Source organism: Spirosoma gilvum, assembly GCF_054776815.1.
Genome location: NZ_BAAHBH010000001.1, coordinates 539,842 through 564,015 on the forward strand (window position 1 = coordinate 539,842; position 24,174 = coordinate 564,015).

Genomic DNA, 24,174 nt, shown 5'->3' on the forward strand with positions numbered 1-24,174 from the left:
CTGGCCGCTTACTACCCTCAACCCTTCCTGATCATGAAACACTTGCTCCTTTTTCTGCTCTTCTTACCTTTGATCGCTTTAGCGCAGGACGAATACAAACCAGTTAAACGACGAACAACGCCCGTTGCAGAAGCTGATTTGCATGGTCATAAACAGCTCGGCTCCGACGATTTCGACTATGGTTACCAACCTGCAATGGCCCCTGGCTGGACGATCAAAACTGGAGATACCCTGCGACTAGGTAAAGGAACTATGCCTGATAAATCGTTTGCCTTTATCTACCAGGATCCAGCCAACCTGACGTTAGCGCGTAGAAATGGATTCATGGGTAAAGATTACCTGGACAATCTTTACGCTGGTACCCGTCTAGTGGTGAAGGAGTTAAATACAAGTGGGTCTACAGCGATTGCGATTTTCCGATCAGGTGTTCGCTATTATATCCAAATTGAAAACGCCATCGAAGCCGGTGAACTCCTGCCTCCTCCTCAGTTCCGAAAAATAGCATCGGTCAGTCATTCAACAGCTAGTGTAGCCGATGAGCTATTGAAATTTAAACAGTTGCTTGATTCAGGAGCTATAACCCAGCAGGAATACGACACTCAAAAGAAAAAGCTTCTGAATCAATAATACCACCCTCAACCCTTCCTGACCTATGAACGCTACTCAACCCGAACCGAAACCCGGCGATTATTATGGTGTAGTTTACAAAGGCGGTTTTCTAATACCCCTATTGCTGCTCATATTGATTGGGGTTGGAATCTGGCTGGTTATACGTTGGAGGAGACGAAAATAGCCCATGCTCATAGAACACCACCGTCGCTATATATCTTTTCCTGCTTAACGGATGGAAAACTTACTTTTCGTATACAAGTAATTTGACGGAAAGAATGGCTCCCTGGGCTTCCGGGGAGTCATTTTACATTATAGTTTGGTTTACGATAACCTTTTGCAGAGAGTACTGCCCCAGATTAAAATGCGCTCTCGTGAATCATGATGGCCTTTCAGGTAAAGTAAAGATCCTTCGGCCTTTACAATACAGGCAATTAGTGCGAGGATTACCCCTACTTTGCAACAGGATCAAGCTTGGTAGAGAGACCAATCACGACATTATCAATCTGGAAACAGTTAATGTTTAATCAAGTAATCAGCTCAACATGAAACGCATTCTGTCAATCGTGCTATCGTTTATGACCCTCCTTGCCTTTGGTCAACCTGCTGAAACTAGCCGTCCAGTAAACCAACATCTACGCAGGAGTAGTCTGAAGGCCGATCTAATTAACCAGCCCGGCAGCACAACACTGACAGGCAATGTAACAATAAGCGGTATCAATCAGGTCGGTCAGTTAACCTATAATTCACTCAATGCGGCTAATTCCCTAAATATCAGTATTGATCCCGTCAATGGTGACGACACAAAAGAACCGGCCGATTATACCGTTCAGACCGAAAGCTTTACGGGCGGAGTCGTGTTTAAGACCTTAGATAAGGCTATCGAATGGATAAACGGCAGTTCAGGATATAGCTATTTCGTCAGTATTCGTAATACGTCGTCAGAAAATCCGGTTGTACTGAGTGAAGCCCATGAGGTCAACAATAAATACGTTTTCCTCTATTCGGCAAATTATCCTACCCCCGCCTATATGGTCCTGAATGCGGCACTATATGCCAGCCCGGGAACAATGATACAGCTAACGACGATGGACTTAACCTTAACTGGTTCGAATCGGATCGTACTTGATGGGGGCGATGTCATTGTTCAGGGCTCGACTATCCGACCGTCGGCGTCCTGTTCAAATTTGTATGCGGTTACAGTAGGGAGAATGTATCTTGACAATTCGACCTATATTTTTAGCGCCAATAATCAGAGTATTATACAGCCATCAGGCGGATATGGAGCACAGGTGAGTGTGGGCATGCATGGGCCATTGGTGTTTACAATGGGCTCGTTTACAGGCCTTTCGTTTATATCGGCAGCGCATAGGGGCTATAACCTCAGTGTGAAATGTAAGGATAATGCAACGTTTCCTACGACCTTAAACATCGAAGGAGGACTGTTTCAGTACGGGCAAACACTGGTACAGGGGCAAGCCAGTTTCGACCCGACCAACAGCAGCTACAAGAGCGTATTGCACGGCGCTACACCTATCCGTACGCCGGACATGACTAGTAACAGTGCTGATTTGACAGGTAATTTAAAAACAGTGGTCGTTGATGAAAACGGCCGATTTGGCGTTCGTGGTAACCGATTTACTACTACGCAACGAGACGCTTTAACGCCCTATGAAGGATTAGAAATCTACAATCTGACAACGCACACGAAAGAGTTCTGGAACGGAACTACCTGGAAAACCATCCTTACGAATTAGGCTATTGGCAGGCTTTAATTCCACATTTACCCGCCCATTATCGACAATATAATCAACTGTAGCCGAATTGACAACCAACCATTTGCCATTCATTTGGGTCATTATCAGGACATCTAACTTTAAAGAGTTGATATACTGAATACCTACATCAATGCGAAAGATAACGTTTGTAGTAACAACACTGCTGGTTGGCTGGCTAAGTGGATGTAAAACCGATTTGCCCATTGAGCTAGCCTCGTCAGACTATTTAATCTTTGGCCATTTTTACGGCGAATGTGCGGGAGAAGGCTGCATTGAGATTTTTAAACTGGAGCCCAATCGTCTGCTGGAAGATCGGAACGATAAATACCCTACATCGACTGATTTTTATGAAGGTAATTATGTGGCTTTATCCCAAACTCAATTAGATAAGGTTAAGGACATAGTCGATAGTTTCCCGGACGCTCTAAGGAAGGATACCAAAACAGTCATTGGCCAACCCGATGCAGGCGATTGGGGTGGTTTGTACATCGAATTGAGTTATCACGGAAGCCGCCGATTTTGGTTGATCGACCAGGCTAAAGAGCATGTGCCTGCCGAATATCATTCGTTTATCAATAAGGTAAACGAAAAAATAAAGCTATTGCAATAACCCTTACGCTCTGCTCTTGGCGAGCTGTATGCTTTTCTGAATTGAGACCGGCGCATTAGGCTGATTCCTTGCCTTAACAAAGGTTGATTATACTTTCTGTTAATGATTTTATGCCTGGAGTTTGCGTGTATTTTGCCGGTTAATAAACAAAAAATAGAGATAATATTATTTTATATGATGCTTGTTGTATTTTTCAGGGCCCTTTTAGTAAACGAAAGGGGTTGAACAATAAGGGCTTGTAATAAATGCAACCCTTAATGGTGTGGATAAAAGTGGGAAAGCCCGGCTATTTTGTAGTCGGGTTTTTTAGGCTATCTGACTAATTATGATTAGGCTGCCTGCTGTTGTGACGCTGAATGCCCATCCAATAAGTAAATGCCTGAACTGGTATATATTTGCCCAAAGTAGGCGAGCACTTCATGGATACGTCGACGACCAACGGGAAGTACTGCGCCATTTTTCATCGTTACATAGGCAACAATGGAAGAAAGTACTTTACAATGATGAATATAGTCCGGATTAATCAGGCTGGCTTTGTGAATGCGTAAAAAATTAGGCCACCGGTCATGATGCCATTTTAACGTTCTGCTGGTATAAATGATCTTCCCATTCTCTAAGTAAACGGAACTGTAGTTTACATCGCCGGTCAGATAAATCACCTGCTCTGGATCAAACTTATGCTGAAGATTAGCCGTAGCTAAGCGTTTCATAGATGTAAAGGTTGGTAGACAGCGTAATAGATTAAGCAAGAATAAACTATAAGATATTAATTGTCAAATATTAATATACGGTAACTTGTAATATACAAACATTTTCGTCGATAACTTCTAAAAATACGCTGTAGAGTTAGGTTCTGGTCCGGATTGCTTTTCTTCTCAACGGATTTGTAAGTTTATACTTCTCCTAAAAGTGTTTTGTCAGTAACTCATTGTTCCTGACATACCGCTCATGCTCGAATTAATCTATAGAGAAAGAGGTCTGGCCTAGCCACTGCCAAGCGATCGGTAGCGCATAGTCATTGACAACCTCAAAAACTGTATTGATTTTCTCTTGCAGGAGCGATTTACTTTCGCATCGAGGCTACTCTGTACAGCTGGCGTGGTTCGGCAGGTACTGCTGTAATTCTGTACATTTTTACGGTATCGATTGGGAACTTGGAGTAAGCCCAGGCAGTCCCTCGACCATAGAAGCAGCTATACAGTCCAGTCGATACAAAAAGCAGCCAGTTGTAGGGTGAAGTTAGGTAGCCAATCTGTTGAAGCGTAACCCCTTCCGGAACTTGCTGGCTGTCAATGCCCTGTGGCTTTACTAAATAATCTCCGGCTCGAAACTGCATGGAATCGGCCTGGATTTCTTTAAACCCATGTTGGTGGGCATACCACTGCCACCCCCAGTGGCCTGCTGTCCAGATACGTCGTTGATGAGGCAATACGATAGCGGCTTCGCGGGCCTTTTGCCGGTAGAAGTCAGCGAGCATCCAATCATTGATGGCCAGGATGCTTGTAAGAGTAGCGGCTACAACAACTGACTGCCAGGTATTTACTACGGATAAGGTTTCGATCCATCGACCTCCCAGCAATAAGATAGGTGGAATGATCAGCAAAACATGACGGCTGGCAATAAAGGGGGCAAATAGAATAATGAATCCACTGATGCTGGCTATCCACAAAACCAAAATTACATCTGTAGTTTTAATGGATTTGCGTAGTTCCAGGCTATTTTTCCAGACACTCAGCCCAACAAATAGCAGTAACAATAATCCATTGATAAGAAAGGTGGTGGATAATATAGTATTGGCTGTGCCAATGAATACCTGGTCCTGAGCCGTAGCGATGGTTAACCCGACAAACGACAGGGCTACTATAGGAATCAAATAAACAGTGAATCTATGCCGCGACAAATAGCCCGTTAGGAAAGCCAGCGAAAAAGGTGAAATAGACCCCAGGCATATGATAAAATTAAGTACGTTGGCCGAAACCAGGAACAATGTCATGGGGTTCTTTGGCCGATTCACAATATGTATAGACGCATATTCTACATAGTTCCATACAGACCAAAGCCCTAGCGCAGCGATAGGTACCAGCACGATATATAAATACCGATACTGTTTACGCCAGAGTATAGTGATCAACAGAACAACCAGCAGGGGCATGGTCGTGTATTTTATAAGTAGACTAAGGGTCAATAGAAGACTTGCTTTCCAGTAAGGCCCTGAGGGTGAGGATTCATTTGGTGTGAGTAAGTAATAAAAAGCACCCAGTTCGCAGCACAGTAGCGCACTGTCGACCATCAGGTTCTGATTGATGAGGAACGCTGGACAAAAAGCCAGAAGCGCAGTCAGCAATAGCCCTTTTTTCAGGGCCAAAGACTGCGTTATTCGATAAAAGATGACTAAAGAAAGTAGCGCAAATATGGATTGGAAAAGATGAAGGGCAATTTCTCCGGTGCCGAATAAGCTACTGACCAGTGCCACCAGATAGAAATACAGGGGTGGCTGATTGGCTTTATGCATGGGTTCTTTGTTTTCGTCCCAATTAATGAAGCCAGACATAGGCCGGAATGGATGCTCCTTTATCCAACTGGCGGCTTCCAGGTGGAACGTATCATCCATGTGGTAGGCTTTATTGATATTGAACAAGGTAACAGCACAATACAATAAGCCGATAATTAGCCATTCTCTTTTTATCATATTTTTGATTGAATAGAGGATAGGTTTAATAGAAGGCAGATTGATATAAGACTAAGGTAATTGTTTAACTAGTAATTTTCTAACATGTTAGTAAGTGCCTTGATAAAGACAATTTATAGTATAGATTGTGCTATTAATCTGCACTGAGAAATCGTAGCAGTCTAGTCCATCAAATGGTATTCTTATCAGTGATATATTTTTATATATCACTGATAATTAAGCATATATATTCTTGGTTTGATTGGGTAATAACAGGAAATGACTACTGCGAGTGGCAGAATGATAGATCGATTCCTTGGGGGTCGATTTATCAAATGGTCAACCAGAATTGAAGCTGAGGTCGCTAAAAACACAAAACCCCACCAATCATAGGTAGGGTTTGTTAGTCTGCAGATGGTGACCACATTGCGTCGGTCTTATTTTTAGACCCGCTAAGAGATGGTTGAGTCACAAACAAGGCTTTAGTTTTTCCATAACGATTACAATTACTATTGATCTTGTAGAGCTGACAGTCGATTAAGTATAATTACTAGCCCAATACGAGCCAAACGCTTACTAAAGTATAGTGAAATAGGTACGCTTAGTAAATTTATTAAACACTCCTTTAGAATTATCGAAATTTTACTCATTTATGTGGAAATAAAACTCAACCACCATGAACACAAAAACCAACGTTAGTTTACTGAAAGAGTATATTAAGACGCTTGTTGCAACAGAAGTTGAATTCCCTGGTGTAAAGGCTCGTAGCTGGGGAAACGAGTTTTCCCGGACCGAATTATCAGCTATTTATTTCACACTGAAATTTGTCCTTAAGACGGCTGACCCCAAAACCAAAGCCATTCTGTTGGATGCATTTCGAACGGTAAACCATCCTGGCATGAATATGCACTGGTTTTTATGCGACTTTTGGCCAGAGATTGTGCCCTTGTTAACTAAAAATAATGCATCGGAAGTCCGGCATCCGGCCGTCAATACAGCAAAAAAGCCTCAGGGACTGGATTTAGCTTTGTTAAACTTAATAAAGGAAACGGTTGATTTATAATTCTACATTAGCTTAAGCGGTAGGTGGTCGGCATAACTATTTACTATGTCCGGCTTAGCTTACATAAACAACAATGGACAGTGATAAGCTCTTTGTTTATCACTGTCCATTGTTGTTTAGGCCCATGCGCTTTCAATTGCAGGTCTACTCCTCGATTTACTGAACAAGGCATTGATGTATTCTTCCGCCAATTGATTCGGATTATAAGCGGCAAATTCGATGCTTAACTTCTGTACATTTTCCCGGTAGGTCATATCAGACAGGATGGTTTCAACCGCCTTATAAATCTGTATGGGCTTAGGCCGTTCGGTTTTTAAGTCGATGCCCACCCGGCAATAAGCCAAACGAGCGGCAATTTCATTTTTACCTTCATGAACACCTGCCGCTACGATGGGTAACTTATACTGTAACCCCAGCATGACCCCGCCATAACCGCCGTTGGTGACGTAAATATGAGCGTAGGGCATAACTACGTTGAAATCAATATAATCTTCAATCAGTATATTGTTGAGCGGATAACGGGCCCGAAGCTCACACGTCTGCGAACCACCTGTTGTCGCGATAACCAGCGTATCTGGTTCGTTTTTATATGCTTCCAGTGTTGGTACGATTATTTTCTCTACATCGCGTTCGATGGTGCCCTGGGTGACGAGTATAATCCGTTTAAAATTGGATATTTTACTAATCAACTCGTAGGCTCGTTTTTTGCCTTTGCTGTACGGGAGGAGGGGGCCAACAAAGCGTATATTGGGACTTATCCGTTGGCGTGGATATTCGAAACCGGGCACTCCGCTTTGTAAATAAAGATCGGCAGAGCGTACCAGATCATCGAAAACGAAACTATTGGCCTGGGGCATACCATACTGCTGACGATACTGATTATAAAGTGTATGGCAGGTTTTTAAAGCACGATCCTGAACCAAATAGCGAATTAACGACAGAACTTGCTGGCCTAACCAGCCTGTACGTGGCCGTAATCCCAGACCCGATGTTCCTACATAAGCATCTGATTCGGCTAATGGGACCACCCCAACCCCAACATTTTTGACACGGAGTAAATGTTTGGCGAAGAGGCCGCCCGTAAAACCTATGTCGTGGATAATCAGATCGAACGGCCATTCAGCATGAATGTCAATAAGATCGTCAATAAATTCGGGGGTGCGGAGTAAAAATACCTGTTGGATATCGAACCGAAGCCGAGCCAGAGGGCTCTTTAAGGTAACTCGTTCAGGAAACAGGCTATCCATATTTTCCTGATTAACGGTTTTTGCTTTTTTGAATGGATAATGGTGTAGGCCCAATTGCTGAACCTTTTGGCCGTAATGTCCGCCTACATACCACCGGACATCGTGACCGGCCTGGCTAAGATGTACAGCCAAACCGGTTAAAGGGCTGAAATGGCCATCCATTGGCATGGTGGCGAAGAGAATGCGCTGAGGTGTCATAGTATCTGTTGTTTACCCAAAATTGTCTGCTTATATAAAGGCGACCAATGACACTTACCATGAAACGGAAGAAACCAACGGTGAAGCAGGCAAACAGAAACTACAACAGCGTCACTATTTTTTCGATGCTATTGACGTAAGTCTTATGTGCTGTTCAGGCAGCGTTGACCTTAAGCCTACTCCGCTGCTGTCGGAGCGTCTTATCGAAAAAGGCTATATTGTTGAGCCCAGATGCCGCAGCCGTTAGAAAGGAAAAGCAGCGTAAGCAACAGAGAAATAGCCGTTTGGAATGATTATTGCAGGATTTTGAGGGTTTAACAGACGGTTTTTGTCTGGCAAGCGTCAAATTTATATAATGGCTTGCGGCTTACAATTCGGTGAGAGCTATCGATGACTTCAATTCTTACCTATCAATGGTATTAGTAAACGATTTTGTAGCTACCGGATAGTAAATAGAATACGATAGTCGATTATCAAATTGGTTTCGATTCGTGTACATTTGATTGAGTCGTATCCAGTTTTCTCACGTTTCATACTTGGCATAGATTATGATAGCAACTATATCTCGTTTTTTCAACGGAAATCGCTTCGTAATTGGGTTATTCATGTTAGGCTTGCCGTCAGTAGTATCTGGCCAATCAAACTATTCGGTAACCACACCCAACTCCGTTACCCCTGGCAATTTTAATACGCTGGTTGGCCCTTTTGCCGGCAACAGCTCCATGCGTGGACTGTATAATGTGTACATGGGGTACAATGCAGGTCATTCAACCACAACGGGCTATTACAATGTCTTTATGGGATTTGGTACTGGACAGGCCAATACCACCGGCTCGCAAAATACATTTGTCGGTATAAACGTAGGAGCTAATAATACGATCGGCTCACAGAATGCCATATTAGGGGGGTATGCCGGTCAGTTCAATACCACTGGATTCTCCAATTCATTTCTGGGAGCTTATGCCGGATATAGTAATACAGTAGGCTCCCAGAATGTTTTTATGGGTACATATGCTGGCTATACCAATTTAATAGGTGTAGATAATGCCTTCGTCGGTAGTTTTGCCGGGTATCGAAATACGGGTTCGCAAAATGCATTTTTAGGAAGCTTTTCGGGCTATAATAACTCGACTGGTACTCGAAATGCGTTTGTAGGCTTTAATGCGGGTCGAGCTGGGACAACCGGGTCACAAAATGTCTTTTTAGGTACGGAGGCCGGGTTTAGTACGACGACAGGTTCTTATAATGCGTTTAACGGATTTCGGGCTGGCTACAATAATACCGTTGGTTCGCAAAATGTATTTCTGGGAGAAAGTACAGGCTTTAGCAACACCACCGGACTTAACAACACCTTTATTGGTAACACATCGAGCTACTCAAATACGACAGGTTCCAACAACATATCAGTAGGCATACGGGCTGGCTACAGCAACGTAACGGGGTCTAATAATGTGGTTATAGGCGATTCGGCTGGATACACCAATACAGTCGGCAGCAATGTGATGATCGGCTCCAAGGCTGGTTTTCTCAATCAAGTCGGCGTTCAGAATACCTTCATCGGTTTCCAATCGGGCTACAGCAGCACCGCCGGACTGAATACGTTTGTGGGTTACCTGTCGGGTCGGGCCAACACGACGGGTACTCAGAACACGTTCATCGGCACAACCACCGGCAGAAGCAACACCACCGGCGCATCCAACCTGTTTGTAGGCGACAGTGTGGGCCAAGCCAATACAGTTGGGCGCTTCAACACGTTTTTGGGAAGTCGTAGCGGGTTCCGCAATGTGAGTGGTGAGAATAACGTTTTCGTAGGTCAGCAAACGGGACTTAGCAACACCACTGGGCTCAACAATACGTTTATTGGTAACACATCAAGCTTTTCAAACACAACTGGCTCTAATAACGTGTCAGTAGGGATTCGAGCTGGCTACAGCAACGTAACGGGGTCTAATAATGTGGTTATAGGCGATTCGGCTGGATACACCAATACAGTCGGCAGCAATGTGATGATCGGCTCCAAGGCTGGTTTTCTCAATCAGGTCGGCGTTCAGAATACCTTCATCGGTTTCCAATCGGGCTACAGCAGCACCGCCGGACTGAATACGTTTGTGGGTTATCTGTCGGGTCGGGCCAACACGACGGGTACTCAGAACACGTTCATCGGCACAACGACCGGTAGAAGCAACACCACCGGCGCATCCAACCTGTTTGTGGGCGACAGTGTGGGACAGGCCAATACGGTTGGGCGCTTCAACACATTTTTGGGAAGCCGGAGCGGGTTCCGCAATGTGAGTGGTGAGAATAACGTGTTTGTGGGCCAGCAAACAGGGTTTAGTAACACCACCGGCTATAGCAATATAGTCTTAGGGCCTCGGGCAGGGTTTACCAACACGACAGGACACAACAATGTAATGATTGGTGATTCGGCTGGGTATACTAGCACGAACTCGGGGAATGTTTTTGTTGGGTCTAAAGCGGGCTATGCATCTACGTCGGGTGGGCTCAATGTCTTCACGGGTAATCAGGCAGGAACTAAAAATACGATAGGTGGTAATAACGTATTTACTGGTAATCAGGCGGGTGCAAATAATGCATCGGGGAATGGAAATACCTTTATAGGCGATAGTACGGGTTTGGCCAATCAAAGTGGTTCCCGAAATACCTATATAGGGCAGCGTGCAGGCTTTACGGGAAATACGACGGGTGTAAACAATGTATTCATTGGTTATCAGGCCGGGGTTAATTCTGCTTCCACCGTAGTTAATAATGCAATGGCTCTGGGAGCGAATGCGGTTGTCAATCAGAGTAATGCCATTGTGTTGGGAGGAACGGGCGCGAATTCGGTTAGTGTAGGTATTGGTACTACAGCTCCCAATGCCAAACTGGAAATTACCTCGTCAACATCGGGCGTAAGTGGTTTACGCTTCACCAACCTGACTTCCGATGTTGTTCCGACCGGAACCGTTACTAAGGTGTTAACCGTCAATGCCAATGGCGATGTGTATCTGGCGAATGTCGCATCGGGTACCGTCATTTCTACGACTGTTATCTCCACATCAGTGGTTAGTAATACAAACGTGGTAAGCAGCGATAATTTATGGGTACGGCAAAATAGTAATTTATTCCCCGTTCGGGACGACGCTGTAGTCATCGGTGCTTCTATAACAAAAATACCTGTAGGGTATAAATTGTATGTACAGGATGGGATTTTGACGGAAAAAATCAAAGTTGCTTTACGAAATTCGACTGATTGGAGTGACCATGTTTTTGCGCCGGGCTATCGTTTAAAAAGCCTGGGTGAAGTGCAGCAGTTTATTCAAAAGAATAAGCATCTACCGGGTATCCCGTCGGCGAAAGAGATGATCGAACAAGGAAATGACCTCCATAAAACCGATGCAAAACTGCTGGAGAAAATTGAAGAATTAACCTTATATAGTATCCAGCTTGAAAAGGAGAACCAGGAGCAGCGAACGGTCAATCAGGATCAGGAGCAAAAGCTTAAGAAGGTTGAAGGAGAACTACAGGAACTGAAGCAGCTCGTACAACAGCTTTTGTTACGGTCAGATAAAAAATAAGCTGGTAGCAAATCCAGTTTATCTACAAGCAAAAACGCCCTTCGGATTCTCCGAAGGGCGTTTTTGCTTGTAGATAGCGTTTATAAATAATCAATAATGCGTTTGCCGGTAATGCCACTCTGTAATTCCCGACGCAACACCGCTCGGCGCCGACGAGGATGAGTGGTTATGTATTTCACCCGCATTTTAAGGCTAAAACTTATCAGCATGTACAGACCGAATAAACCAGCAATGATAAACAGGGAAAGCGTATTCGAGATATTCCGATGTAGTAACAAAAATAGGATGGTATTAAACAGCGAAACACCACAGAGTACAGCCGTTGCCCCAATATGCGTAAGGCCATTGTCGAGCAGAATATGGTGCATGTGATTCCGATCGGCAAAGAAAGGAGAGCGGCCTGCTAAAATCCGAACCAGAAACACGCGTAACGTATCGAAAATTGGGATAATTAACACGACAATAGCCAGAATAGGCGCATTGAAAAAGGCCGTTGGCTCGTACCGGTAGGAAGCATTCAGGCTAACAAATCGTACTGCAAAGAAAGCCAGCATAAACCCGATTATGAGCGAGCCGGTATTACCCATGAAAATCTTGCTCGTTTTCGAGAAATTGAACCGTAGAAAGCCCAGGAGTGCCCCTGCCAGCGTGAACGCTAAACAGGCCATTGTGAAATGGTTCGTCATTAAAAACCATCCACCGAAAGTGCAACTGGCAATGGTCGCTATACCGCCTGCCAGCCCATCGATCCCGTCGATGAGGTTCATGGCATTGGTAAGGGCGATAAAAATAAAGCAGGTCAGTAAGATGCCCACAACTTCGGCCACATGGTGAAAGCCCATGATACCATACAGGTAATCGACACGGAGATCACCGAAGAAAATTAGAATCATGGCGGCCAGCACCTGAAACATAATCTTTTTCGCAGGGTCGATCCCAACCAAATCGTCTTTGATGCCAATAAAGAACAGGATCGTCATACCGGCAATGGACAGATTCGTTCGGTAGATTTCAGTCTGGTCAATACTGGGCCATAAAAAGTAAGAAATCAGCAAACCCGCAAAAATGGCAATGCCTCCGAAGGTCGGAGTGGGTGTAGAGTGTGACCGACGTTCGCCGGGTTTCTCCATGAGCGACTTTAGCTCGGAGATTTTGATAATGACCGGAATAGCAACGACCGATACAAAACAGGCGACCAGAAACGATAATACGCATTGGTAGAGCCCGAGAGTAAACAGGTCATCCTTAAATTTATGTTGTAGGTAAGCGATGAATAAGTCGATGTTCATAAGGCAGGACGGTTAGATGGTGGTACCCGTTCGGGTTTTCTAAACTGTCGTCGAGTAGTGCTACCTAAATCCAGACGAAATATTTCGGCTTTGGATTCGAAAGGAGCATAAAAATCATGGGTTTAGCTAATAGTATACGAGAAATCTGATTTAACGGTAAGATTTATGGCTGATTCTCGATAGCAGGTGGTTTACTAACATACTGTTTGATCTTACGCAGGGGTTTTAACCACAAAGTGAAAAAGTAAGGTTTTAGTCCATTTAGATCCCAGGCTAATCTATCTTCCCGGTTGGCGCGTACTCGGTTTTGTAGACTACTATTGCTAACTCCTCCTGCCCGCATCACAATGGTTACCTCATCCATGTAGGCAATTTTGGCTTTATTTTTGTGAATGAACCGTAACATGAGTTCGTAGTCGGCAGCGCTTTTCAAATCAAGCCGGAATGACCCATATTGCTCATAAAGCCAGCGTTTGGCAAAGAACGACAGGTGGCCCGGCATCCAGCCCCACATAAAAGCGTTCGGGCTATACCAGCCTGAGCGCCAGTATCGTTTGAGTTTCTGAGTGTTCGATCGGTCAACATACAGCATATCGCCATAGACCGCATCACTGCCCGTTCGCTCAAACGTAGCGACCATATGTTCGACAACACGATTATGACGGTAAAAATCGTCGGCATTCAGCAGACCAATGACCTCTCCGGTAGCCATTCGAATGCCTTTATTCATCGCGTCGTATAACCCTTTATCGGGTTCCGATATAAATCGGGCAATTTTTGTGCCGTAGGACTGAATAATCTCAACTGTACCATCTGTCGATTTGCCATCGACAATGATATACTCGATATCTGGATAGGTCTGGTTCAGAATTGATTCGATGCAGTCCCGAATAAACTCTGCGCCGTTGTAAACAACTGTTATGATAGAAACTTTCACGCCGTTATGGTTCGTTTCCGGACAAAAGCTGCCGGATTGCCCTGATAAATGCTATACGCGTCTAATGAGCGTGTAGCTACTGAATTGACCGATAATACCGAATGAGATTCGCAACGGACACCCGCACACACCACAGACCTGGCTCCGATCCAGACACCATCCTCCAGGGTAATTGGCCGGGTTGTCAGATCAAAGGTTTGGCTTCGGTAGTCGTGGTTTCCCGTCAGGATCATAGCTCCCTGCGACAGACAGGCGTTGTTGCCGATGACTACCTTACTTAAATTATCGATCCAAACCTGCTCCCCAATCCAGACGTAATCACCAATTTCCAGTAACCACGGATATTTGACATTTACGGCTGGTTTGATCATAACCTTACGCCCAATTTTAGCCCCAAATAGCCGTAAAACCGCTACTTTGACGCCAGTTGGTACGGGCAGGTACGTATTTAAAAAATAGGCATTAACCAGAAACCACAACACAACCCGCCAACGTGGCCCGTGGTCGTACCAGCTATTGTCGAAGCGTGACAGGTCTGTTTTTCCGTTGATCTGTTCCGTCATACCGATGGTTTTCCTGATTAAGCGTATGCGATTGTCAGTTTATATCAGGATTGAGTCACCTGTTGAGGCCGGATAGCCCGCAAGTCTTTACCGTATTCCGCTTTGAAGTAATCAATGATGGCGTCCTTATCGCGACCAACCCGAATGTCTAATTCCAGCAGCTTAGCGTCGACCAGATATCGATACCATAAGCCTTGTAAAAAGCACCAGACAAAACCCGGACGTCCATCTAAAAAACCTAATCGAACAAAGTATCGGTAGATAAAGTATAGAATTGGCCGGGTGAAATAAGGAAATGATGCATACATTTCCTTCAAAAATCGCATTCGCTGATCCTGAGTGCCCCAGAAACGAGGTTGTACTTTTTCGGCCTGATCGAATTGATACTTGTAATTGAGCAGGTTAATCATTTCCAGAATGGTGTAATGATTATGTTTCTGCGTCCACCAGGTTAGGTTATTCAGGTTATGATCAACGATGTCGTGATCGAAATGAATGGGGTCGCCTTTGGTTAACTTAATGTGTTCATCATGCCACACCTGTTCACAAAAACCGTCCCCTCGTCGCCATAGGCGGAGCAGCCAGATAGGGTAGTAGCCTCCATATTTTATCCATCTATTCAGAAAAAATACCCGGCGTTTCACATACACTCCACCAATATGATCGGGCAGCGTTGTCAGGCGTTGATTGATTTCAGCAGCAAGTTCTGGCATAACATACTCATCTGCATCCATACGCATAAGCCAGCTCGTTTGAAAAGGGTTATGTTCAATACCAAAATTGTATTGGGTAGCATAGTTTACCCACGCATTTTGTACCACAACTGCGCCCATCGATCGGGCAATCTCAACCGTGCGATCCGTTGAAAATGAATCGACAATAAAGATTTTGTCCGTAAACGGGAGCAGGCTTTCCAGGCAGCGAGTGATGTGTTTTTCCTCGTTGAATGTCAGAATGATGACGGATACGTCGGTCATACGTAGAGTTACTGTTTGCTCAATAAGCAGCCTTTTTTGTCGGTTTTTGTAAAAAAAGCCTTACTTTACCAAAAAATTTTGCATAGAAACAATAGTGCAATATTATAACTTTTTTTATACTCGACAAAGCTTGTGAAAGCACTTTACATTACCATCATATTGTTTTTGTACTATTTCTCCGCACCAGCACAGGTAGTTTTTCTGCAAATGCCCCATTCTTACCAGCTCTTTCCAAGGGATGCTAATAATCAGGCAGAAGTAGTTATAAGCGGAATTAATTATACCCCTTGGCATACAAAACTCAATCTGGAAGTATGGCGCGAAGACTCGCTGGTCAGTCTACAAACCAAGTCGTTAGCTCCCAATGTCGATAGTACGCTGTTCCGATTTTCGTCAATTATTAAGGCCGAACGCGCCGAATATACATTCAAAGTGTATGCGTATACGGAGTCAGATTCGTCTTTGATTGCCAACCAGAATGGGGTGGTTTGTGGCGATGTGTATATTATTCATGGTCAATCCAATGCACTGGCACTGGCCGAACTGGAAGATTATTACTCCTTCAACTTCGACGATAAATACCTGAGAAATGCGGGATACGAATCCGGTGAATCGCCGGATAAAATAGCCTGGTACCCGGCAAAGCAGCCTTATGGAAGTGTAGGTGGATTTGGATTGACGCTGCAACGGTTGATTCTACAGAATTATGGAATCCCAACCTGTGTGCTCAATGGGGCTGAAGGAGGAACAGGTATTGACGCGCTGATGGCCCGTGATCCCAATAATCACGCTAACCCATTTACAATTTATGGGGATTTGCTCTATCGGGCGCAATGGGCTGGCGTCGCTAAAATAGCCAAAGCAATCATCTGGCGTCAGGGGGAAGAGGATGCGGGCACGGGTGCAAAAAATTATGCCGGGAAATTTGGAACGCTCTACAACCAGTTTCGGGAAGATTATGGCGACATGCGAATCTATGTTGGGCAGATCAATATCCTGAGTAATTCCAATCCACAGGATAGCGCGGCTGCCCTACGCGATTTTCAACGCCGAACAAAGTATTTATATAAGAATGTCGAGACCATTGCCACCGTTGGAACGCCCGGTTATGATGGCGTTCATTATGGAGCGTTAGCTTACCAACGGCTTGCCTTTGAGCAGTTTCGACAAATCGCCCGCGACATCTATGGGTCGAAGGACACTGTTCAGATCAATTCGCCTGACATCAAACGGGTATTTTATAATCCTCAGAAAGACTCGGTGACGATGGAGTTTACCGATCAGCTCATCTGGAAAAATGATACCACTTTTTATAATTTTGCAACGGGGCAGCTTACGGTAACTCGCTATCAGAAAGATTATTTTTACCTGGATGGACAGCCGGGTTTTGTGAAGACGGGTACACCCATCGGAAATCGGGTAAAACTTGCTCTGACACAGGCATCAACGGCGAAACGACTACGCTATCTGCCGGCCTACTTTTCTGATGAGGTGTCTTCCTTTTACGACGGCCCGACTCTCCGAAACGCCCGGGGCATGCGAGCGTTTTCGTTTGATGTTCCTATTACTGATGCCATTGCTACTGTTACAACGCTGGCGGCCAAGCCCTTATCCGAAAAACAGATTCAATTGAACTGGATAGCGTCGGCCGGTTCCGATGTGCAGATTCTTGAACGGTCAGATACCGTAGCGACTCGGTTTAAACAAATTGCGGTTCTGAACGGAACCACCAATACGTTTACTGACCCTAATCTGCCCAATATGTACGGTACGTATTATTATCGGCTACGGGCTTACAGCAGTGCCTCAGAGTCAGTATACAGCAATGTGGTCAAAACGCAGCCATTGGTCCTGGGCATCGAACCTGTCGAACCGCTGGTGCGACTTTACCCAAATCCAGTAGTGGCCGATCGGGTACTTCATGTTCAGGCCGACCAGCTTACGTTTACCGATCTAACGCTTCGGGATGAGATCGGCAGGATAGTCAAAAGCTGGCATGGACATGTCAAAAACGCGTTTACGCTGGAACTGGGCGACCTCGGCACCGGATTGTATATAGCCGATCTGCAAACGGCCGAGGGACATACACTACGCCGAAAAATAATCGTTCGATAAGCCACCGACCTTGCCTTTTCGGCGGAATACGTAGTTTTGTGGCTCCAACACTCATGAATTGGTTATGCGCCTTGTGATTCTTACGCAGGATGATCCTTTCTACCTCGCTCGTAATATTGATTATCTACTCAATAAATTACCTCCTTATGCCGAAGTGGTGGCCACGGTAGTGTTTGACGTTTCGCCGTTTGGGAAGCGTGAAACATTTTCTGAAAAGATGAAAAAGACATACAACATCTTTGGGCTCCCATTTTTTATCCGGTATGGTACCAAATTCGTTATGTCGAAACTGAACAGCCGAAATAACGTTCGGAAGGTGCTGGCGGAGCGGAATATTCCACTCATCCATATCGAAGGGAGCATTAATAAAGATGAGAATCTGGATAAGCTTAAGTCATACAAACCCGATTTGTTTGTGTCGATTGCGGGCAATCAGATTTTCAAGCAGAAACTTCTCGATGCGGCAACCTATGGCTGTATCAACCTGCATACGGCACTATTGCCAAAATATCGTGGTCTGATGCCTTCGTTCTGGGTGTTGAAAAATGGCGAAACCCATACCGGCGTATCGGTATTTTTTGTGGATGAGGGAATCGACAGTGGCCCAATTCTGGTGCAGAAAAAACTCGCTATTGGCAATATGAGCCAGGCGGAACTGATCGACGTAACCAAAAAAATGGGGATGGATGCCATCCTGGAATCGATCGAAAAAATTCATTCGGGTAACTACGAACTTATCGAAAACGATGCCTCGCAGATGACGTATTTCACGTTCCCCACCCGCGAGGATGTACAAGCCTTCCGGGCCGCCGGAAAGCGATTTTATTAAAAGAAGGAAGAAAAGAAGAAGCGAGAGGAAGGAGACGAAGGATATAATCGTCTGCCTTTCCTCTCTTTCCTGCCTTTCTTCCCTTTCCTCCCTTTTTCATGAACATCCTGACGTTTGATATTGAAGAGTGGTTTCATATTCTGGATAATGCCACAACCCGTACAGAAGCCGACTGGGGGCGTTATGAGACCCGGATTTACCAGAATATGGATCTGATTTTTCAGCTTTTGGACGACACCAAAAGCCGGGCCACTTTTTTTTGCCTGGGCTGGGTGGCCGATAAGCATCCCGATGTAATCCGGCGAATCGATGCGGCTGGATATGAGATCGCTACGCATTCGTATGCCCATCAGCTTGCCTATGAGCAAACGCCCGAAGAGTTTCAGGATGATTTAGTGCGTTCGATCAAGCATTTGCAGGACCTGACAGGCAAAAAAGTACGGTCGTATCGGGCGCCGGGTTTTTCAATAAAGGAATACAACCGATGGGTCTTTCCAATTCTGGTCGAACAGGGTATTGAGATTGATTGCTCCGTGTTTTCGGCACGACGGGCACATGGGGGCGATGCCTCGCTGGGCATGTTCGAGCCTGGGTACCTGAACGTAGGCGGTACGCTGCTGAAAGAGTTTCCAATCAATACGGCCGCCGTTGTCGGGCAGGACCTGATTTTTTCGGGTGGCGGGTACTTCCGATTGTTTCCCTATTCAGTTATTAAGGGATTGATGCGTCGGTCGCCGTATGTGATGACCTACTTCCACCCACGCGATTTCGATGCCGAGCAGCCGATGATTCCGGGACTAAGCCGGATGCGCCGATTTAAATCGTACTATGGCCTCAAAAATTGTTTACCCAAGCTGAAACAACTCCTTACCGAATTCCCATTTGTGGATCTGGCCGAAGCCGATAAACAGGTCAACTGGGACCGTGTTATTCAGCGAACGGTGTAGCCATAACGAAAGATCCAGACAGTTAACAGGCTGTTTTGAATGTTATTCGCTATTTTTTCTTACTGATTTTCGCGTACTCGTCCAGCAATTGCTTGGCCACTATATCGATGTCATAGTAGGTTTTGACCATCTGTGTGGCGTTGGCGGCTACCTGCTGGCGGAGAAGGTCATTCGTAAGTAGGTGCGCCAGGCCTTCCGTTACGGCTTCGGCCGTCTGACTGGTTAATACACCGGCCGCTTCGTGTTTTCGAATGGCTTCTCCAAAACCAACCCGGTCCGATACCAATGCGGGTGTTCCGGCAGCCATTGCTTCCAGTACCGCCATCGAAAAGCCTTCGGAATAGGAGGGAAGCGTAAACAAGTCTGCATCAGCCAGGGCTGCTTTTTTATCATCGCCTGTAAGCATGCCTACCAACCGAATCGACTCGCCCAGATTGTGCTGCTCAATAAACTGACGGGTCGTGGCTTCATACCCATCGTCGGAGCCGGCAATGGCCAGAACGGTATCGGGGTGCGTGCGAACGTATGCCTGAAAGCCGGGAAGGAGTATGCCTAACCCTTTCTTGACGTTTAGCCGACTCATAAACAGAACCAGCTTTTTATCAGTCGGTAAATTGAATTTTTTTCGGAATGTGCCTTTGGCTGGGAGTTGCGCAAAATCGCTCAGTTTGACGCCATTCGGAATAATCACCACGTTCGGATGCTGTTGACCGAGGTACCGCAGTACATCCTCCTGTTCGTCGGTGTTATTGATCTGAACCAGATCGGCCCGACGCAGATACGCCTTCTGAGCCAACGTATCCATAAGCTGTTTTTTCCAGTTATTATGCGCATACACCCAACGGTCGAGCACGCCATGAATGGTGATGACTTTAGCAACCGTACGGTCGAGCATAAACGGAGCCAGCGTTCCGAAATGCCAAAGCCCGTGGCAGTGAATGACGTCGTACTCGTAAATATGGTTTTTTAGGTACTGGTATAACTCGATCGAAAATTCGCGGAAGAACCGACTGATACCTGGTGTGCGCTTACACAGAATGAGCCGGGCTCCTTCGGGTACGGTATAGGGCTTTTCGCCAGGTGAAATCGGACTTAGAATGTCAACCTGATGCCCGTACCGGAGTACAACCTGTGTATGGTCGAAAATAATTTTTGGAGGACCACCTGCTTGCCAGGTGTACGCACAAATGTTTAAAATTCGCATAGATGCCGCGAAATAACCGATTATTTTGTGATTTTGATAAACCCATCGAGCATTTCCTGCGCAACGGCTTCGGGAGCGTAGGGGGCAATGTACTCTTTGGCGAGCTGACCCATCAGCCGGGCATTAACTGTACCATCCATAAATTGGATCAATCGATAGGTCAATTGCGCTGGCTGGTCGGGGTTGAAAACAAAGCCATTTTGTCCATCATGAACCAGATCAATAGCGCAACCGCATCGATCCGACACAATAACGGGCAGGCCACAGGCCATGGCTTCATTTACGACCAGGCCCCAGGGCTCTGAACGGCTCGGTAAGACGAGCACATCGCTAAGGGCCAGCACTTCAGGAACGCGAAACCAGGGGCGACCCGGCAATAGCGTAACCCGATCAGCTACGCCTAACTTCTTAATATAATGATTTATTGCTTCCTGTTCAGCACCATCGCCCAGTAGAATCAACCCCCAGTCGTCGCGGTTGATCGACCGTTTGCCTGCCTCCGTAAAAGCCGTGATGAGCATGGGCAGGTTCTTGATTTCGATGAGCCGTCCGACGAAAATGAAATTTTTAGGACGTAATCCAAGCTGTTGTTGCTGAGTGGTTCGTTGTGACAGGGTTCGTTCGTAAACTGCTACCAATGCGTTATTATCGACGGCGTTCTTTCGCAGTAAAATTTTAGCGGGCGGTACGCCTAGTTGAATGAGATAATCAGCGGCCTGACTACCGAAGCAAAAGAAGCCATCGCACAATTGGAAAGTCCATCGCTTTAGCTGCTCCTTCCAACCACCCCGCTGTTGGTCGGCGGCTGTACTTTCATTCTGCATAACCACCCGTATACCCCTGCTTTTTGCCCAGAGTAGTAACAGAAGCTGGGCTGGATCATAGTAACCCGTCAGGTTGATTACATCAGGTCGAAACGCACGGGCCCGTTGAAGGAGCGCCTGCGCCCGTTCGCGTAAGCCGACATCTTCTACAAACCTATCGAAAAGTAATTCATACGTGTACGAATAGGTCGGAGCTATTTCGTCGGATGAAACCTCCAAACTGGCACGGGAACGTTCATTCCGGGCAATTTGCAGCACCTTGACGGTTATATCGTCCCGTTGATCGACTACCTGTTGTAATGCCTGGAATACGCTGGATTTGTAATGAGCCCACAGCAGGTTATGGACAATTAGGATACGCATCAGGCTGGTTCAGGACTAGGCACAACAACATATTGATCCTGAGCCACTACTGGGTTGTCTGACAAGTGGGCTGGGAACAGATGTTCTACACCCATGAATCGAATCATCAGACATAGCGGAAACCAGAACGAAATCTCATTGGGGCGACCATTCGTGAACAACTGGACCAGAATCAGGATATAGAAATAAGCCAAAAAGACGCTTAGCTGATTGGGGTTCGTCCGCATAATGCGCCAGGATTGTTTCAACACCAACCAGTTTAAACCACCGAATAAAACGAACCCTAAAATTCCCTGGTTGATAAGCGACTCCAGAACTGGAATATCCAGGTAAAGATATTTATAGCCATATCCTAGAATAAGCATTTCCATATGGCTGAATATGACCAGTTGTAGAAACATCGTACTGACCGAACGGTTGGCTGTTGAGTCGTCCAAAACGGCTTTGTAATCATGCCCTGCCGACTTTAAACCGAGCATAGCATAAACTGTTTCCATGTTCCGGGTCAAAAAAGCCGTCACATAGTCATACAGAATCAGATAGGTAGTAAGGTACTTTTGAAAGAAATAGATAACACCCATGAACCCCACCACCATAACCATGATGGGAATGGGTCTGACCAGACTGCGGGCTGCTGTACGAATCTGGGATGGCCGTACATTGAAATACATGAAAAAACAGATCGCGACCAGAAAAGCCAGAATAGCCGACCGGGTTTGGGTCAGGACCAGAACCGCGATGTTGAGCACTCCGGCAAAAAACGACAGCAAGCGGAAGATAATGTTTGTGTTTGGGCGTACCAGCCAGATGGCACAGGCTACAACACCCATGTAGGCATTCCGCGAAAACGCGTGCGGATTCCCTGAGCCCGCATCACCGTTGTTTAACGTGATAGTAGCTCGTTGGCCAATGGTCCACGTTGGATCAGTGATTAGGGAATAGACCAGTCCCAGATTGGAGGCCAGGGTAAACAATACAATCACTGGAATAACGTGCGGAATAATCTCGTTCGGAATATTGATCAGCAGGAACATGAAAATCAGCACGTACGTGAAGTAGATCATATCCCGGCCTGCATCCTCAAAACCCGGTACACCGTTGAAAATGAACATGTACAATATGCTGAGAATAATGTACCCCATTCCCAGATAAAACATGGTAATATTGGGTCGGTAGAGTCGGCGGAAAATGGTAAACGGCACCATTAGCATTAAGCCGCCCGCAAAAGCAAGGGCCGTAAAGGTGGAATTTCCCGGAGCCAGCCGCATTGTCTCCCGAAAGAAGAAAATAAGCGGATAGCCATCCACAATAATGCAGATACCGAGTACCATCCGCATATAATCGAGGGACCGAAACAGACGAATCAAACTGTTCATAAACAGAGTATGGTTTTCGGTCTTCGGTTTTCGCTACTCAGTGTCTGAGGCTGGTTCGTCGTTAGAATCAGCACTGAATACCGTAAACTAAATACCGTACTAGTTATCTGGCCCGGCGTAGCCTGAGCCGATGAATAACATATGTAAACTGACCTTTGCCCACAAAAGCCAGTAGTTTTCGAATGCGGCAATAACGTTGCCAGAACGATGCTCCCAGCGATGATGTCAGCATAGGCTGGTATTTCGTTTTGACAAGCTCGTGTTCCTGAAGTCCCACCGAACTGGCAATTGTGGATGATTTAGCATCAGGCTGAACCCGAAAACCACCCCAAAAACCATCAACATGGTGAAACGTTACGTCTGGTTGAACGCCCAGCCTGGCTACAATTTCGTAATCAATAACAAACCGCAGACTTTCATCAAGCAAACCAAACTGTTCTAATCGGGTGCGTCGCATGAAGAGCGATTGATTAAACACCTGCATACCTTCGTAAATCTGGCATTCTATACAGAAGTCGGGGGCACGCATTTCCTCCAAAATAACGTCATCTTCGTCGGTAATGTACATATCGCCGAAAAAAACGTCGGCCTGTGGTATTCTACGCCAGGCTTCGGCTACCCGGCTGAACGCATTCGGTGCAAACACGTCGTCGGAGTTTTGAAACGCGACATAATCGCCCGTAGCGCGCCGAAACCCTTTATTGATAGCATCGGTTTGCCCCCGATCCTTTTCACTGACCCAGCCCGCCAGATAGGGTTCATATTTTTTGATAATATCGACGCTGCCATCCGTTGACCCGCCATCGATGATAAAATATTCCAGATTAGGATAATTCTGATTCAGGACGCTTAAAATAGTCCGCTCCAGATATCGGGCCTGGTTGAATGAGGGCGTAACAACCGTAAGTTTAGGATACTGGACTGAGTCAGATTTGGCAGATACGGATGGCGAATAAGGTTGCGTAACAAACGACTGAAGTGATCTTTGGTTCGAATTCATGC

20 protein-coding genes are annotated in these 24,174 nt (G+C 45.8%); 9 read left to right on the forward strand and 11 right to left on the reverse strand.

The features are described 5' to 3' along the window. The first annotated feature begins 33 nt into the window (after positions 1-33). From ACYVFD_RS02165 to ACYVFD_RS02180, 4 genes are all read left to right on the forward strand, one after another. Positions 34-627, forward strand: coding sequence for an SHOCT domain-containing protein (locus ACYVFD_RS02165; RefSeq protein ID WP_461088054.1), 594 nt, complete (start codon positions 34-36; stop codon positions 625-627). 25 nt (positions 628-652) lie between these two features. Next, on the forward strand, positions 653-793 hold the full coding sequence (locus tag ACYVFD_RS02170) for a hypothetical protein (protein ID WP_461088056.1): 141 nt from the start codon (positions 653-655) through the stop codon (positions 791-793). 361 nt (positions 794-1,154) lie between these two features. Continuing rightward, complete coding sequence (locus tag ACYVFD_RS02175; RefSeq protein WP_461088059.1) at positions 1,155-2,366, forward strand: hypothetical protein; 1,212 nt, start codon at positions 1,155-1,157, stop codon at positions 2,364-2,366. A gap of 151 nt (positions 2,367-2,517) precedes the next feature. Continuing rightward, positions 2,518-2,997, forward strand: coding sequence for a hypothetical protein (locus tag ACYVFD_RS02180; RefSeq protein WP_461088061.1), 480 nt, complete (start codon positions 2,518-2,520; stop codon positions 2,995-2,997). A 329-nt stretch (positions 2,998-3,326) separates the two neighbouring features. Here the strand turns inward: ACYVFD_RS02180 and ACYVFD_RS02185 are convergent, their stop codons facing one another. Both ACYVFD_RS02185 and ACYVFD_RS02190 read right to left on the reverse strand, forming a co-directional pair. Continuing rightward, entirely contained in the window at positions 3,327-3,707 is a 381-nt protein-coding gene (locus ACYVFD_RS02185) for a LytR/AlgR family response regulator transcription factor (RefSeq protein WP_461088063.1), read from the reverse strand. A 353-nt stretch (positions 3,708-4,060) separates the two neighbouring features. Continuing rightward, complete coding sequence (locus tag ACYVFD_RS02190) at positions 4,061-5,686, reverse strand: ArnT family glycosyltransferase (protein WP_461088064.1); 1,626 nt, start codon at positions 5,684-5,686, stop codon at positions 4,061-4,063. 655 nt (positions 5,687-6,341) lie between these two features. Between ACYVFD_RS02190 and ACYVFD_RS02195 the strand changes: the two genes are divergently transcribed. After that, positions 6,342-6,728: a hypothetical protein gene (locus tag ACYVFD_RS02195; protein WP_461088066.1), complete on the forward strand. Its 387-nt coding sequence runs from the start codon at positions 6,342-6,344 to the stop codon at positions 6,726-6,728. Positions 6,729-6,844: 116 nt separating this feature from the next. On the opposite strand, the gene ACYVFD_RS02200 is transcribed toward ACYVFD_RS02195, so the two are convergent. Beyond that, positions 6,845-8,173 carry a glycosyltransferase gene (locus ACYVFD_RS02200; protein WP_461088068.1) on the reverse strand — a complete coding sequence of 443 codons (1,329 nt, stop codon included), beginning with the start codon at positions 8,171-8,173 and terminating at the stop codon, positions 6,845-6,847. 548 nt (positions 8,174-8,721) lie between these two features. On the opposite strand from ACYVFD_RS02200, the gene ACYVFD_RS02205 reads away from it, so the two are divergent. Beyond that, positions 8,722-11,748, forward strand: coding sequence for a beta strand repeat-containing protein (locus ACYVFD_RS02205; protein WP_461088069.1), 3,027 nt, complete (start codon positions 8,722-8,724; stop codon positions 11,746-11,748). A gap of 80 nt (positions 11,749-11,828) precedes the next feature. Here the strand turns inward: ACYVFD_RS02205 and ACYVFD_RS02210 are convergent, their stop codons facing one another. The 4 genes from ACYVFD_RS02210 to ACYVFD_RS02225 form a co-directional block, all read right to left on the reverse strand. Continuing rightward, complete coding sequence (locus ACYVFD_RS02210) at positions 11,829-13,037, reverse strand: glycosyltransferase family 4 protein (protein WP_461088071.1); 1,209 nt, start codon at positions 13,035-13,037, stop codon at positions 11,829-11,831. Positions 13,038-13,200: 163 nt separating this feature from the next. Then, positions 13,201-13,974, reverse strand: a complete 774-nt coding sequence (locus tag ACYVFD_RS02215; protein WP_461088073.1) for a glycosyltransferase family 2 protein — start codon at positions 13,972-13,974, stop codon at positions 13,201-13,203. Next, positions 13,971-14,537, reverse strand: coding sequence for a WcaF family extracellular polysaccharide biosynthesis acetyltransferase (locus tag ACYVFD_RS02220; protein WP_461088075.1), 567 nt, complete (start codon positions 14,535-14,537; stop codon positions 13,971-13,973). The genes ACYVFD_RS02215 and ACYVFD_RS02220 overlap by 4 nt, the downstream gene beginning before the upstream one ends. Positions 14,538-14,581: 44 nt before the next feature. Further along, positions 14,582-15,514 carry a glycosyltransferase family 2 protein gene (locus ACYVFD_RS02225; protein ID WP_461088077.1) on the reverse strand — a complete coding sequence of 311 codons (933 nt, stop codon included), beginning with the start codon at positions 15,512-15,514 and terminating at the stop codon, positions 14,582-14,584. Positions 15,515-15,646: 132 nt separating this feature from the next. On the opposite strand from ACYVFD_RS02225, the gene ACYVFD_RS02230 reads away from it, so the two are divergent. The 3 genes from ACYVFD_RS02230 (at position 15,647) to ACYVFD_RS02240 (ending at position 19,405) form a co-directional block, all read left to right on the forward strand. Next, positions 15,647-17,629: a sialate O-acetylesterase gene (locus tag ACYVFD_RS02230; protein ID WP_461088079.1), complete on the forward strand. Its 1,983-nt coding sequence runs from the start codon at positions 15,647-15,649 to the stop codon at positions 17,627-17,629. Between the two features lie 64 nt (positions 17,630-17,693). Continuing rightward, a complete protein-coding gene (locus ACYVFD_RS02235) occupies positions 17,694-18,458 on the forward strand; it encodes a methionyl-tRNA formyltransferase (RefSeq protein ID WP_461088081.1) in 765 nt (254 codons plus the stop codon). Between the two features lie 98 nt (positions 18,459-18,556). Further along, the gene (locus tag ACYVFD_RS02240) at positions 18,557-19,405 is read left to right on the forward strand and encodes a polysaccharide deacetylase family protein (protein WP_461088083.1); all 849 of its coding nucleotides are present in this window, start codon (positions 18,557-18,559) and stop codon (positions 19,403-19,405) included. A 49-nt stretch (positions 19,406-19,454) separates the two neighbouring features. On the opposite strand, the gene ACYVFD_RS02245 is transcribed toward ACYVFD_RS02240, so the two are convergent. The 4 genes from ACYVFD_RS02245 to ACYVFD_RS02260 all read right to left on the reverse strand — a co-directional run bounded on the left by ACYVFD_RS02245 (position 19,455) and on the right by ACYVFD_RS02260 (position 24,172). Beyond that, complete coding sequence (locus tag ACYVFD_RS02245) at positions 19,455-20,609, reverse strand: glycosyltransferase (protein ID WP_461088085.1); 1,155 nt, start codon at positions 20,607-20,609, stop codon at positions 19,455-19,457. A 20-nt stretch (positions 20,610-20,629) separates the two neighbouring features. Beyond that, positions 20,630-21,796, reverse strand: coding sequence for a glycosyltransferase family 4 protein (locus ACYVFD_RS02250; protein ID WP_461088087.1), 1,167 nt, complete (start codon positions 21,794-21,796; stop codon positions 20,630-20,632). Further along, entirely contained in the window at positions 21,796-23,172 is a 1,377-nt protein-coding gene (locus tag ACYVFD_RS02255; RefSeq protein ID WP_461088089.1) for a hypothetical protein, read from the reverse strand. The genes ACYVFD_RS02250 and ACYVFD_RS02255 overlap by 1 nt, the downstream gene beginning before the upstream one ends. A gap of 103 nt (positions 23,173-23,275) precedes the next feature. Continuing rightward, positions 23,276-24,172: a glycosyltransferase family 2 protein gene (locus ACYVFD_RS02260; RefSeq protein WP_461088091.1), complete on the reverse strand. Its 897-nt coding sequence runs from the start codon at positions 24,170-24,172 to the stop codon at positions 23,276-23,278. Between the last annotated feature and the right edge of the window lie 2 nt (positions 24,173-24,174).

Excerpts from the sequence above, each read along its gene's own strand:
- ACYVFD_RS02165 (WP_461088054.1), top strand. The coding sequence starts at position 34 with ATGAAACACTTGCTCCTTTTTCTGCTCTTCTTACCTTTGATCGCTTTA.
- ACYVFD_RS02170 (WP_461088056.1), top strand. The coding sequence starts at position 653 with ATGAACGCTACTCAACCCGAACCGAAACCCGGCGATTATTATGGTGTA.
- ACYVFD_RS02175 (WP_461088059.1), top strand. The coding sequence starts at position 1,155 with ATGAAACGCATTCTGTCAATCGTGCTATCGTTTATGACCCTCCTTGCC.
- ACYVFD_RS02180 (WP_461088061.1), top strand. The coding sequence starts at position 2,518 with ATGCGAAAGATAACGTTTGTAGTAACAACACTGCTGGTTGGCTGGCTA.
- ACYVFD_RS02185 (WP_461088063.1), bottom strand. The coding sequence starts at position 3,707 with ATGAAACGCTTAGCTACGGCTAATCTTCAGCATAAGTTTGATCCAGAG.
- ACYVFD_RS02190 (WP_461088064.1), bottom strand. The coding sequence starts at position 5,686 with ATGATAAAAAGAGAATGGCTAATTATCGGCTTATTGTATTGTGCTGTT.
- ACYVFD_RS02195 (WP_461088066.1), top strand. The coding sequence starts at position 6,342 with ATGAACACAAAAACCAACGTTAGTTTACTGAAAGAGTATATTAAGACG.
- ACYVFD_RS02200 (WP_461088068.1), bottom strand. The coding sequence starts at position 8,173 with ATGACACCTCAGCGCATTCTCTTCGCCACCATGCCAATGGATGGCCAT.
- ACYVFD_RS02205 (WP_461088069.1), top strand. The coding sequence starts at position 8,722 with ATGATAGCAACTATATCTCGTTTTTTCAACGGAAATCGCTTCGTAATT.
- ACYVFD_RS02210 (WP_461088071.1), bottom strand. The coding sequence starts at position 13,037 with ATGAACATCGACTTATTCATCGCTTACCTACAACATAAATTTAAGGAT.
- ACYVFD_RS02220 (WP_461088075.1), bottom strand. The coding sequence starts at position 14,537 with ATGACGGAACAGATCAACGGAAAAACAGACCTGTCACGCTTCGACAAT.
- ACYVFD_RS02225 (WP_461088077.1), bottom strand. The coding sequence starts at position 15,514 with ATGACCGACGTATCCGTCATCATTCTGACATTCAACGAGGAAAAACAC.
- ACYVFD_RS02235 (WP_461088081.1), top strand. The coding sequence starts at position 17,694 with ATGCGCCTTGTGATTCTTACGCAGGATGATCCTTTCTACCTCGCTCGT.
- ACYVFD_RS02240 (WP_461088083.1), top strand. The coding sequence starts at position 18,557 with ATGAACATCCTGACGTTTGATATTGAAGAGTGGTTTCATATTCTGGAT.
- ACYVFD_RS02245 (WP_461088085.1), bottom strand. The coding sequence starts at position 20,609 with ATGCGAATTTTAAACATTTGTGCGTACACCTGGCAAGCAGGTGGTCCT.
- ACYVFD_RS02250 (WP_461088087.1), bottom strand. The coding sequence starts at position 21,796 with ATGCGTATCCTAATTGTCCATAACCTGCTGTGGGCTCATTACAAATCC.
- ACYVFD_RS02255 (WP_461088089.1), bottom strand. The coding sequence starts at position 23,172 with ATGAACAGTTTGATTCGTCTGTTTCGGTCCCTCGATTATATGCGGATG.
- ACYVFD_RS02260 (WP_461088091.1), bottom strand. The coding sequence starts at position 24,172 with ATGAATTCGAACCAAAGATCACTTCAGTCGTTTGTTACGCAACCTTAT.